This window comes from Vibrio sp. 1180_3, assembly GCF_029478545.1.
Taxonomy (GTDB): Bacteria; Pseudomonadota; Gammaproteobacteria; order Enterobacterales; family Vibrionaceae; genus Vibrio; species Vibrio aestuarianus.
On the sequence record NZ_SJFM01000034.1, the window covers coordinates 1 to 12,485 of the forward strand.

The 12,485-nt window shown below is 43.8% G+C and carries 14 protein-coding genes; 8 read left to right on the top strand and 6 right to left on the bottom strand.

Going from position 1 to position 12,485, the window contains the following annotated elements; all coding sequences use genetic code 11:
- The 7 genes from EYW48_RS17100 to purF form a co-directional block, all read left to right on the top strand.
- A partial coding sequence (locus tag EYW48_RS17100; protein WP_277432724.1) for a FimV/HubP family polar landmark protein occupies window positions 1-832 on the top strand: 832 nt, incomplete at its 5' end.
- 100 nt (window positions 833-932) lie between these two features.
- Complete coding sequence (truA, locus tag EYW48_RS17105; protein WP_053310229.1) at window positions 933-1,727, top strand: tRNA pseudouridine(38-40) synthase TruA; 795 nt, start codon at window positions 933-935, stop codon at window positions 1,725-1,727.
- Window positions 1,728-1,902: 175 nt separating this feature from the next.
- Complete coding sequence (accD, locus tag EYW48_RS17110; RefSeq protein ID WP_176246822.1) at window positions 1,903-2,829, top strand: acetyl-CoA carboxylase, carboxyltransferase subunit beta; 927 nt, start codon at window positions 1,903-1,905, stop codon at window positions 2,827-2,829.
- Window positions 2,830-2,873: 44 nt separating this feature from the next.
- A complete protein-coding gene (folC, locus tag EYW48_RS17115; RefSeq protein WP_171981095.1) occupies window positions 2,874-4,139 on the top strand; it encodes a bifunctional tetrahydrofolate synthase/dihydrofolate synthase in 1,266 nt (421 codons plus the stop codon).
- Complete coding sequence (locus tag EYW48_RS17120) at window positions 4,140-4,673, top strand: SPOR domain-containing protein (RefSeq protein ID WP_171981096.1); 534 nt, start codon at window positions 4,140-4,142, stop codon at window positions 4,671-4,673. It abuts the gene before it with no gap.
- A gap of 62 nt (window positions 4,674-4,735) precedes the next feature.
- Window positions 4,736-5,227, top strand: coding sequence for a CvpA family protein (locus EYW48_RS17125; RefSeq protein WP_053310225.1), 492 nt, complete (start codon window positions 4,736-4,738; stop codon window positions 5,225-5,227).
- 33 nt (window positions 5,228-5,260) lie between these two features.
- On the top strand, window positions 5,261-6,775 hold the full coding sequence (purF, locus tag EYW48_RS17130) for an amidophosphoribosyltransferase (RefSeq protein WP_168780402.1): 1,515 nt from the start codon (window positions 5,261-5,263) through the stop codon (window positions 6,773-6,775).
- Window positions 6,776-6,847: 72 nt separating this feature from the next.
- On the opposite strand, the gene EYW48_RS17135 is transcribed toward purF, so the two are convergent.
- Window positions 6,848-8,173, bottom strand: a complete 1,326-nt coding sequence (locus tag EYW48_RS17135) for a Na+/H+ antiporter family protein (RefSeq protein ID WP_053310223.1) — start codon at window positions 8,171-8,173, stop codon at window positions 6,848-6,850.
- A 21-nt stretch (window positions 8,174-8,194) separates the two neighbouring features.
- The gene (gene rnt, locus EYW48_RS17140) at window positions 8,195-8,851 is read right to left on the bottom strand and encodes a ribonuclease T (RefSeq protein ID WP_053310222.1); all 657 of its coding nucleotides are present in this window, start codon (window positions 8,849-8,851) and stop codon (window positions 8,195-8,197) included.
- A gap of 245 nt (window positions 8,852-9,096) precedes the next feature.
- Between rnt and EYW48_RS17145 the strand changes: the two genes are divergently transcribed.
- Window positions 9,097-9,978 carry an OmpA family protein gene (locus EYW48_RS17145; RefSeq protein ID WP_053310221.1) on the top strand — a complete coding sequence of 294 codons (882 nt, stop codon included), beginning with the start codon at window positions 9,097-9,099 and terminating at the stop codon, window positions 9,976-9,978.
- A 64-nt stretch (window positions 9,979-10,042) separates the two neighbouring features.
- On the opposite strand, the gene gloA is transcribed toward EYW48_RS17145, so the two are convergent.
- The 4 genes from gloA to rsxG are packed head-to-tail and all read right to left on the bottom strand — an operon-like array spanning window position 10,043 to window position 12,481.
- Entirely contained in the window at window positions 10,043-10,459 is a 417-nt protein-coding gene (gene gloA, locus EYW48_RS17150; protein ID WP_274671559.1) for a lactoylglutathione lyase, read from the bottom strand.
- A gap of 28 nt (window positions 10,460-10,487) precedes the next feature.
- Complete coding sequence (nth, locus tag EYW48_RS17155) at window positions 10,488-11,123, bottom strand: endonuclease III (protein ID WP_171981097.1); 636 nt, start codon at window positions 11,121-11,123, stop codon at window positions 10,488-10,490.
- Between the two features lie 34 nt (window positions 11,124-11,157).
- On the bottom strand, window positions 11,158-11,850 hold the full coding sequence (locus EYW48_RS17160) for an electron transport complex subunit E (protein ID WP_053310218.1): 693 nt from the start codon (window positions 11,848-11,850) through the stop codon (window positions 11,158-11,160).
- Window positions 11,843-12,481, bottom strand: coding sequence for an electron transport complex subunit RsxG (gene rsxG / locus EYW48_RS17165; RefSeq protein WP_277432725.1), 639 nt, complete (start codon window positions 12,479-12,481; stop codon window positions 11,843-11,845). Before rsxG ends, EYW48_RS17160 begins: the two co-directional genes overlap by 8 nt.
- Window positions 12,482-12,485 lie beyond the last annotated feature (4 nt).

Here is a 12,485-nt window from a genome sequence, read left to right on the forward strand (position 1 = left end):
TGATGATGAGTCACTACCCGAGTTCAGCGAAGAAGAGGCGTTAGCCTCATTCGAACCAGAAAAGGTTAGTGAGCAAGAGCCGGTTGAAGAAGGCGCGCTCGCTTCACTAGAAGCCGAATCGGTTGATACGCCAGTTCAAGCACCAGAAAATAATAATCGTCATCAAGAGGCGAGCAGTGAACAATTGCAGCTGATTGCCAAAGATGAGTTTGATGAACAGGCTTTAAACGATTGGTTAAATGAAGACGACTCCTCTCAAGCACCATTTTCATTTGAGAAACCACTAGACGCACTGACCATAGACAGTGCAGGTATGAATATCGATGCCATGCTTGAAATGGGTGGCGAAGATTGGAATGGTTTTAACTTAACGCCTGATCAGCAAGCCTCAATTCCTGATGACGTTCCAGAAGAAGAGCGTGAAGTTTGGAACCAGGATATTCAGACGGAAGAGCCCGAAATTCTTGAAGAGAATTGGGCAATGCAGGATGTGTTAGATGACTTCGATGCCAAGAAAAGCCAGTACATGACTATTGATGAGCTGATGGCACAAGTCGATGATGCCGAGCAAGGAGCGATTAGTCCAGAAGATGAAGCTCTCAAGCTTGATGTTGGCTTGAATGAATTCCCTGATGTGATTGGAGATATCGGTGATGTCGATGTCGATAGCGATTCCGAGGCGTCTGGAAAACTTGATTTAGCTAAAATATACATCGAAATGAATGATGAAAAAGGTGCAATAAAATTATTGGAAGAAGCGATTGTTGATGGTAATGACGATATTCGCCGAGAAGCAAAGACCTTGATTGATATCATCAATGGTCGAGTATAGGTGAGTTTGGAGGCAGCTTGATGCTGCCTTTTGGCATCGATTAGAATTTTGTTGTCATTACTATTATACTGCCAACCCCATTTTTAAAGAGAATTGCATCATGAGAATCGCTTTAGGTGTCGAGTATAATGGTACTCAATACTTTGGTTGGCAGCGACAACGCGACGTTAAGAGTGTCCAAGAAGAGTTAGAAAAAGCACTTGCAGTTGTAGCAAATCACCCTATTGAAGTATTGTGCGCAGGTCGTACGGACGCTGGTGTTCATGGTACGGGACAAGTTGTTCATTTTGACACTAGCGCGAATCGAAAAATGGTGGCTTGGGTAATGGGCGTCAATGCTAATTTGCCAAAAGATATTGCCGTTCGGTGGTCTAAAGAGGTTTCTGAAGATTTCCATGCGAGGTTTACGGCCACGGCTCGCCGTTACCGTTATATCATCTATAACCATGCGTATCGTCCAGCAATATTATCTTCTGGTGTTAGTCACTACCACGGTGATTTAGATGTTGAGAAGATGCAGCAAGCGGGTCAGTTCTTGCTGGGGGAAAATGATTTTACGTCTTTCAGGGCTGTTCATTGCCAGTCACGAAGCCCTTGGCGAAATATCATGCACTTAAATGTGACTCGTCATGGCCATTATGTGGTGATCGATATTAAGGCGAATGCTTTTGTGCATCACATGGTACGTAATATCACAGGCAGTTTGATCACTGTTGGGCGTGGTGAACAGGAACCTCAATGGATGAAGTGGTTGTTGGAAGCAAAAGATAGAAGACTGGCCGGAGCAACCGCAAAAGCTGCAGGTCTATATTTGGTAGATGTTGATTATCCAGAAGAATTTGGACTACCAAGAGAAACGATCGGCCCTCTATTTTTAGCCGATAATTTGAACTAATTAAGAGCAACTTACTCAAAAAATTCAGTGGCGTGTGTGAGATTAAGAGTCAGAAAATAGGTACAACCAGTTTTTTGTCTACACTCAGCATTTTATATGTTCTAATCCTCACGCATAAATCCCAATTTTGTATTTCCCGCAATAACGCGGGAGAGTTAAGAATAAAAGGTCTTCCATGAGTTGGCTTGAAAAGATTTTAGAAAAAAGCAACATTGTAACTTCACGTAAAGCATCGATTCCTGAAGGTGTTTGGACTAAATGTACTTCTTGTGAACAAGTCCTTTACCACGCAGAGCTTGAACGTAATTTAGAAGTTTGTCCTAAATGTGATCATCACATGCGGATGAAAGCGCGTCGTCGTTTGGAAACGTTTCTTGACAAAGGTAATCGTGTTGAGATCGGTGAGGAACTTGAGCCTCAAGATAAACTGAAATTTAAAGATTCAAAGCGTTACAAAGAGCGTATCTCTTCAGCACAAAAGAACAGTGGTGAAAAAGATGCACTTGTTGTGATGAAAGGTGAATTACTAGGTATGCCTTTAGTCGCTTGTGCGTTTGAGTTTTCTTTCATGGGTGGTTCCATGGGCTCTGTTGTCGGAGCGCGCTTTGTTCGTGCTGTCGATGCGGCGATTGAAAACAACTGCGGCTTGGTCTGTTTTTCTGCTAGTGGTGGCGCGCGCATGCAAGAAGCGTTGATGTCATTGATGCAAATGGCAAAAACAAGTGCAGCACTTGAGCGTCTCTCTGATAAAGGTTTACCGTTTATTTCGGTAATGACCGACCCAACGATGGGTGGCGTTTCAGCGAGCCTAGCAATGCTTGGTGATATCAATATTGGTGAACCTAAAGCTTTGATCGGTTTTGCAGGTCGTCGAGTGATCGAGCAAACGGTTCGCGAAGACTTGCCAGAAGGCTTCCAACGCAGTGAGTTCTTACTTGAGCACGGTGCTATCGATATGATCGTTGACCGTCGTGAAATGCGTCAGCGTGTTGGTGGATTAATAGCGAAACTAACGAATCACAGTTCTCCGTTAGTGGTTTCTGTTAACGATTCTCCTGTTGAAGCTGATTACTCTGTACCAGAAGCGAACGAAAAAGGGTAAAGTAGGCACTAACAAACTAACTGCTTAATGGTTAAAAACGTTAGATGACTCAGAACCTTATTCCTCAAGCCACATCCTCCCTAGCGGTGTGGCTTGATTATTTAGCTAATATTCACACATCAGCTATCGACCTTGGGTTGGATCGCGTTCAAGCGGTTGCCCAAAAAGCAAACCTCACTAAACCTGCCCCAACGGTTATTACGGTTGCCGGAACCAACGGCAAAGGCTCGACATGTGCGATCATGGAAGCGATCTTGCTTGATGCAGGCTATCGTGTTGGCGTTTACAGCTCCCCACACCTTATTCGTTATAATGAAAGAGTACGCATTAACGGTCTTGAACTCAGTGACGAAAAACATGCCCAGAGCTTTTCCTTTATTGAAGAGCAGCGTGGTGAAATCAGCCTAAGTTTATTTGAATTTGGTACGTTAGCTGCGTTGCGTCTTTTCCAGACGGAAAAGGTGGATGTGGTTTTGCTGGAAGTAGGGCTTGGTGGGCGATTAGATGCCACGAATGTGGTTGAGCACGATGTTTCTGTTATCACCAGCTTAGCGATTGATCATGTCGATTGGCTGGGCGACGATATTAATGTCATCGGTTATGAAAAAGCGGGCATCTACCGCAGTGGTAAGCCTGCTATTTGTGGTCAACCAAAGCCACCAGCTACGGTTGCGGCACATGCCGATGATATTGGTGCACAACTTCACCAAGTCGGGATCCAATTTAATTATGAATTGGTGTCTGACACGAATTGGAATTGGCGTAGTGGTCGATTTGAATTAACACAATTGCCTGTACCAAGTTTGCCTCTACCCAATGCGGCAACAGCACTCATGGCGCTAGGTTGTGCTGAGTTGGATCTTAGTGATGTCAATATTGTCAACGGTTTGAAGAATGTAACATTAGCTGGGCGTATGCAGAAAATAAGCGATGCGCCAACCATTATTTTAGATGTGGCGCACAATCCTCATTCTGCACAATATCTGGCCGATCAGCTTCAACAACGATATGCGCAACGTACTATCCATATGGTTGTGGGTATGCTGCATGATAAAGATGTAGAATCGACATTAAAACAGTTACAACCTATCAGTAGTGCTTGGTATCCTGCCTCATTAAGTGGTTCTAGAGCAGCAAAAGCTGAAGAGCTATGTAGGCACCTTGAACAATACGTAGGGCAATTTACCAATCCTGTGAGTGCATTTGAAGCGGCAATGGCACAAGCCAAAGAGAATGATGTGATAGTGGTTGTCGGTTCATTTCATACCGTTGGTGAAGTATTAGAACACTGGCAGAACAAAGGAGTATAAATGGCAAGCAAGTTCCAAAGTCGGTTAGTGGGCACGATTATTTTAGTCGCAATCGGCGTGATTGTTCTTCCGGATGTATTGGATGGAAAGAAGACCCATTATAAAGAAGAGATTGCCAGCATTCCGATCAAGCCTGACTTAGATAGTGATATGGAAGAATTCCAGATTCTTGACCCCGTGGAAGATCAAATCGCGTTGCCTGACTCACCAGTTGAGGTTACTGAGCAGAGTACCACTTCGGAAAGCAAGCCTTTACCGATTAAGGTAAAAGAGCCAACCGAGAGAAACGACTATCAAGATAGTGCTTGGATCATTCAATTGATGGCTTTAAAGAATGCTGAAAACGCCAAAAATATGGTGATCGATCTGCAAAAAAGCGGTTATCAAGCTCACACCAAACAAGAAAATGGTTTTACTCGGATCATTATTGGTCCAGATGTATCCAAAAGTAAGCTTGAGCGTCAACTCCTAGAACTGGAAAAAATTACCGGTGCGAAAGGTCAAATGCTCAAATTTAAACCACTAAACCCATAAGAAAACGTTTGCGTCGCGTTTTTTTCTGTTAAAATGCGCGCCAACTTAAGATGTAAGAACTCATGAATTGGTTAGATATTGTCATTTTAAGTGTGATCGGCCTATCGGCATTGATCAGTTTAGTTCGTGGCTTTGCTAAAGAAGCTTTGTCATTAGTGATATGGTTTGGTGCTTTTTTTATCGCCAGCCAGTACTACGCAAAACTTGCGGTGTATTTTACTAATATTAATGATGACATGTTTCGTAATGGCACAGCCATTGCAGCATTGTTTGTTGCAACGCTCGTTGTTGGCGCGATCATCAATTATGTGATTGCTCAACTAGTACAAAAAACTGGGTTATCTGGAACTGATCGCATATTAGGTATTGTCTTTGGGGCATTGCGTGGTGTGTTGATTGTTTCTGCAGCCTTGTTTTTTATGGATGCGTTTACCGCATTCCCGAGTTCAGAGTGGTGGAAAGGGTCGCAATTGGTGCCGGAATTTAGCCGCATTATTGCTCCGTTCTTTGAGCACTTACAAGCAACATCAAGTTTTCTATCTGGCGCGATATAGCGCCAGTTATTGTCGCAAATCGAGGATTAGGACATGTGTGGTATTGTTGGAATCGTGGGTACAACGCCTGTAAACCAGTCTATTTATGACGCGTTAACGGTATTACAGCATCGTGGCCAAGATGCCGCTGGTATTTGTACCATAGAAAGCAATCGTTTTCGTCTGCGTAAGGCGAACGGTTTAGTAAAGGATGTCTTTGAAGCGAAACACATGCAGCGTCTTCAAGGAACGGTTGGAATAGGGCATGTACGTTATCCTACTGCAGGCAGCTCTAGCGCCTCTGAAGCTCAACCTTTCTACGTAAACTCTCCTTTCGGTATCACTCTTGCTCATAACGGTAACCTTACAAACGCTAATGAAGTTCGTCAAAAGCTGTTTGAAAAAGACCGCCGTCATATCAATACCACCTCTGACTCTGAAGTACTACTTAACGTACTAGCGCATGAAATTGACACCGTAAAAGGTAATGTTACGTCAGATGATGTATTCCGTGCCGTATCAAATGTACATCGCACCATTCGTGGAGCGTACGCAGTTGTGGCGATGATTATTGGTCATGGTTTGATTGCGTTTCGTGATCCGCATGGCATTCGCCCATTATGCTTAGGTAAGCGTGAGCTTAATGGACGCACCGAATACATGGCTGCTTCTGAATCGGTAGCGCTTGATGCTGTTGGTTTCGATTTTGTGCGTGATATTGCTCCTGGTGAAGCGGTGTATGCGACGTTTGATGGTCAACTGTTTACTAAACAATGTGCCGATAATCCAACACTTAACCCATGTATTTTTGAATTCGTTTACTTTGCTCGTCCTGACTCGTTTATTGATAAAATTTCGGTTTACAGTGCGCGCGTTGAAATGGGTAAAAAATTGGGTGAGCGTATCAAAAATGAATATTCAGACCTTGATATTGATGTAGTCATTCCTATTCCAGAAACGTCATGTGATATCGCGCTTCAAATTGCTCAGGCTATTGATATTCCATATCGTCAAGGCTTTGTAAAGAACCGTTATGTAGGTCGAACCTTTATCATGCCAGGTCAGCAACAGCGCAAAAAATCAGTGCGCCGTAAACTTAATGCGATACGTTCTGAATTTAAAGGCAAGAATGTACTGCTAGTTGACGACTCTATTGTTCGTGGTACTACATCAGAACAAATAATTGAGATGGCTCGAGACTCGGGTGCAAACAAAGTCTATATGGTTTCAGCCGCGCCTGAAATTCGTTTTCCAAATGTGTACGGAATCGATATGCCAAGTGCGAATGAGTTAATTGCTCATGGCCGCGATACCGACGAAATCTGTAAACAAATTGGGGCTGATGCGCTGATATTCCAAACCATTGAAGATCTTGTCGAAGCAGTGGGTCTTGGCAATCAAGATATCGCCAAGTTTGAGGCTTCAGTTTTTAATGGCGAATATGTAACCGGTGATATCGACCAGCAATACCTTGATTACCTTGAATCGATGCGTAACGATGATTCGAAAACCGTTCGAGAAATGCAGCAAGATCTTGCCAACTTGGAACTGCATAACGAAGGTGCGTAGTTTGGCGTTGTTAAAGGCTCAATAAAAAGGCTTCCGTGATGGAAGCCTTTTTACATTCGTAGCTTATGCAGCTTATAAAACCATGGCGGCAAGCCAACCAAAAGCGATCAATGGAATATTGTAGTGAATAAAGGTCGGTACGACCGTTTCCCAAATATGCTCATGTTGGCCATCAGCATTTAAGCCTGATGTTGGACCTAACGTGGAGTCAGAGGCAGGAGATCCAGCATCACCTAGCGCAGCCGCAGTGCCGACTAGCGCAATGGTTGCCATTGGTGAAAAACCAAATGCGATCGCAAGCGGTACATAAATAGTTGCAATAATTGGAATGGTTGAGAACGAAGAGCCAATCCCCATGGTAACTAATAGGCCAACCACGAGCATGAGCAGCGCCGCGAGTGCCTTGTTGTCACCAATAGTAGTGGATAGTGCTTCAACTAATGACTCAACACCGCCTGTTTGCTTCATTACTGCTGCAAACCCGGCTGCGGAAATCATAATAAAGCCGATCATCGCCATCATATGCACACCCTTGGTAAACACATCATGGGTTTCTTTCCACGCAATTACACCACCAAAAGTGAACACCATAAAGCCTGCCAGTGCGCCGATGATCATCGAACCCGTCGACAGTTGCGCGGCAAGGGCGGTCACAATTCCTAAGCCTGCAATAAAAATGTGCTTTTTGTTGATCGCAGTTGGTTCTGTATGAACAGTGGTGAGTTCCGTTTCTTTATACTCACGCGGTTTACGGTAAGTAAAGAAAATTGCGACCAATAAGCCAAAAATCATGCCCATTGCTGGGAATATCATCGCAACAGGCACTTGACTTGCTGTGACGCCTTCAAGCCCATTATCGCGCAGATTTTTAAGTAAGATGTTATTGAGAAAAATACCGCCAAAGCCAACAGGCAGTACCATATAAGGGGTGATTAAACCAAACGTTAACACACAAGCGACTAAACGACGGTCAAGTTTTAGTTTTGCAAAAACGCCTAGTAGAGGTGGAATTAAAATCGGGATAAAGGCGATATGAACAGGAATTACGTTTTGAGAGGACATGGTCACCAACACCAACGCAATTAATACGGCATATTTCAAACCAGTGCTGGCTGCGCTGTTTTCTTTGCCGTGGATACGCTTGATAACGCTTTGAGCTAATAAATCAGTAATACCTGATTTGGAAATTGCTACCGCAAAAGTCCCTAACATAGCGTAGCTTAATGCGATGGTTGCACCACCACCTAGGCCACTTTCAAATGCAGAAACAGCGTCGTTTAAACTCATCCCTGCAACTAAACCACCGACTATCGCACTGAATGTCAGAGCAACCACGACATTCACACGCATCAGTGCTAATAGCAGCATGATACATACAGAAATTACTACAGGATTCATATTTTTCTCGGTTAGTTGTGTTTACTTATTATCATCTGATGGTTCAATAAGTGGCCAGCCTCCTAAGGCTTTCCATTTATTGACGATGCCACAAAAAAGTTCGGCTGTTTTTTGGGTATCGTAGAGCGCTGAATGCGCTTCTTTGTTGTCAAAATCCATCCCCGCAGATTTACACGCTTTGGCTAGCACGGTTTGGCCATATGCCAAACCACTGAGAGCGGCAGTATCAAACGTTGCAAAGGGGTGGAAAGGAACTCGTTTTAACTTACAGCGTTCGCTGGCGGCCATGACAAAATTAAGATCAAAAGTCGCGTTATGTGCCACCATAATGGCACGGCTACAATCATTATCTTTCTGTTCTTTGCGCACTAACTTATAAATTTCTTTGAGCGCTTCAGACTCACTCACAGCACCGCGTAAAGGGCTAAAAGGGTCTCGAATACCATTAAATTCGAGCGCTTCTTTTTCAAGGTTGGCACCTTCAAAAGGCTCTACATGAAAATGAATCGTCGATGCTGGGTGGAGGTCGCCATGTTCATCCATACGTAATGTAATGGCGCAGATCTCTAATAGTGCATCGGTTTTTGCATTGAAACCGGCCGTTTCTACATCAATAACGACGGGGAAATAACCACGAAAACGTTTTTTCAATGTCAATGCTTCATTTATGTCAGTCATGCTAGCTCTTGTTTGTGTGACAGGGCTGGCATTATTGCAGATTCTCTCTACGATAAAAACCGAACATGTGAATAAAAAGCCATTTATCTGAGGAGGATTTGCACACGTTACTGCCACACTGAACACTTCTAGTTGCTCGGGCGTGACAATTAGTGTGGCTAGATTTTTGCATAACTTGGTACAATGGAAAACCAAGTGGCAATTGACCGCCACCATTGCAGTACCGCTCGGAGAATACAGCCATTATGAATAAATGGGTTATCGCTACTATTTTTACTACATTCGCTTTAAATTCTGTTGCGACATTTGCGATGGAAAAGCGTTATGTGGCAACGCCGCAGCAGTCTACGTGGCAAATGGTGGCTAATACACCACTGGAATGTCGTTTAGTACATCCTATCCCTAATTATGGTGATGCCGAGTTCTCTTCACGAGCAAACAAAAAGATAAATCTCGATTTTGAACTAAAAATGCGTCGCCCAATGGGTGAAACCCGTAATGTGAGTTTAGTTTCATTACCACCAAGTTGGCGTCCGGGAGAAAGTGCTGATCGTATTACGACATTGCAATTTTTTAAGCAGTTTGATGGCTATATTGGTGGGCAAACCGCGTGGAGTTTACTCAGTGAATTAGAGAAAGGACGTTACCCGACCTTTAGTTATCAAGATTGGCAAAGCAGAGATCAGCGCATCGAAGTAGCACTATCATCAGTGCTGTTCCAAGAAAAATACAATATATTTAGCGATTGTGTGAGCAATTTGCTGCCGTACAGCTTTGAAGACATTTCCTTTACGATTTTGCATTACGACCGTGATAACGTACAACTCAATAAAGCATCGCAAAAACGACTCGCACAAATTGCAGAATATATCCGTTATAACCAAGACATTGACCTAGTTTTGGTTTCAACCTATACCGATTCAGTGGATGGTAAGAGCGTAAGCCAAGATCTCTCAGAACGTCGAGCTGAAGTCTTAAGGGATTACTTTAAATCATTAGGTTTACCTGAAGACCGCATTCAAGTGCAAGGTTATGGTAAGCGCAGACCAATCGCTGATAACGCATCACCAATCGGCAAAGATAAAAACCGAAGAGTGGTTATCTCATTGGGACGAACACTGATCTAATCCAGCTCAATAGATATAGAAAAAGCAGCGATGGCTGCTTTTTCTATATCTAGCTTATGCTTAATTAGCCTTCTAATCCCGCTGAAGCTTGCTTGTTTTGAATAAGTTCAATCATGTAGCCGTCAGGGTCTTTTATAAAAGCGATGTGGGTCGTACCGCCTTTTACTGGCCCTGCTTCACGAGTGACATTACCGCCAGCCGCTTTAATCGTGTCACAGGTTGTGTAGACATCTTCGACACCAATGGCTATGTGGCCAAATGCATTGCCAAGGTCATAGCTGGTGGTGCCCCAGTTATAGGTCAGTTCTATCACTGCGCCTTGTGACTCATCACCATAACCTAGGAACGCTAATGTGTACTTATACTCAGTATTTTCATTGGTGCGCAGTAACTGCATACCCATAACCTTGGTGTAAAACTCGATGGATTTATCTAAATCACCGACGCGTAGCATAGTGTGCAAAATACGACTATTTGACATGATGGGCTCCTAGCTTCTTGGCAAGTTTTTATAGTTCAGTTTTTTCTTTGTATTCACAAAGGTCTTCAATAATACAGCTACCGCAACGGGGCTTTCTTGCCACACAGGTGTAGCGACCATGAAGAATCAACCAATGGTGAACGTCAATTTTGAATTCTTTAGGGACGACTTTTAGCAGTTTTTGCTCAACGTCATCAACGTTTTTACCAACTGCAAATTTGGTACGATTCGAAACACGGAAAATATGTGTATCTACCGCGATAGTCGGCCAGCCGAAAGCGGTGTTGAGGACGACATTTGCCGTTTTCCGCCCGACACCGGGGAGCGATTCTAATGCTTCTCGATTCTCAGGAACCTCACCATGATAGTGGTCGAGTAAAATTCGACAGGTTTTAATCACATTTTCAGCTTTGGAGTTAAATAACCCAATGGTTTTTATATACTCTTTCAGTCCCTCAACACCCAAATCGAAAATAGCCTGTGGGGTGTTGGCAATCGGGTAGAGCTTGTCCGTTGCTTTGTTGACGCTGACATCCGTCGCTTGCGCGGAAAGCAATACTGAAATAAGCAGCTCAAAAGGTGTTGTCCATTTGAGTTCAGTTTCCGGTTTAGGGTTGTTTTCCCTTAAGCGTTCGAGAATCTCGACTCGTTTGCTATTGTTCATCGTGCTGGCTGCTTCCTTTGTATTTTGACTTATATTAGGCGTTGGTCACACGTGCTCGTTCTATGGCTGGCTTTTGTTCTTTTGGCTGGCGAGCAGCAATATTACTATCGATAATGTTTTTAGCCGCAATCAAAAAACCGACGCCAATAAACGCACCCGGTGGAAGCAGGGCAAGCAAGAAGCTGTTATCAAAATGGAATATTTCGATACGCAGTACGGTCGCCCAATCTCCTAGCAATAAATCGGCGCCATCAAACAGTGTGCCATTGCCAATCACTTCGCGCATTGCACCTAGAACCACTAAAATAGTGGTCATACCCATTCCCATCCAAAATCCATCTTGAGCAGAAGGTAATACTGCATTTTTTGATGCAAATGCTTCAGCGCGACCAATGATGATGCAGTTGGTTACAATGAGAGGAATGAAGATCCCAAGCGAGAGATACAAGCCGTAAGCGTAAGCGTTCATCAACAATTGCACGCAGGTAACCAGTGCGGCGATGATCATCACAAAGACGGGGATACGAACTTCTTTTGGTACGTAATCTCTAACCAAAGAGACAGTGACATTAGAGCACACCAGAACCAATAAGGTTGCGATGCCCAAACCTAAGGCATTGGTAACGGTTGACGATACGGCAAGCAATGGACATAACCCAAGTTGCTGTACTAACGCTGGGTTGTTGCTCCACATACCATTTTTAATTAACGTTTTGTGGTCAGTCATCGTTGGCTCCTTGGCAGTCAAAAGGTTGAGCTAATAACTGTTCACGGTTGTTGTTAACAAAAGCAACCGTATTTTTCACTGCTTTCACTACCGCTCTCGGTGTGATTGTTGCGCCAGTGAACTGGTCAAATTGTCCGCCATCTTTGCGCACCTTCCAAGTATCCAGATTCTGTGCGGTCACTCGTTTGCCTGTGAAATTCAATATCCAGTCTGTGACACGCAGGTCGATTTTGTCACCCAGCCCCGGAGTTTCTTGATGCGCTAAAACTCGCGTGCCAGTGATCGTTCCATCTTGTTGGATACCTATAATGATTTTTATTGCACCGTTATAGCCATCAGGCGCGATTGCTTCAATCGCTAACGCGCTCGGCTGACCGTTGAGCGTTGCAATATAAGCATGCATCTGCTGCTCAGTTCCTAGTGCTGGGTCTTTAACCAGTGTGCAGGATTTATATAGCTCATTATCATGTGCATCATGAGCAATGACTTGGTTGAGGATCGACTGCAACTGCGCTTGCTCTTGTCTGCTTATTTGCTCTTCAGTGAGATACTGAGTTAAGGCTACAACGCTTGTCGAAGCACAAGCAAAGATAGCAAGGATCAAACCGTTTTTACGAATGGCGGTTAACATAGTG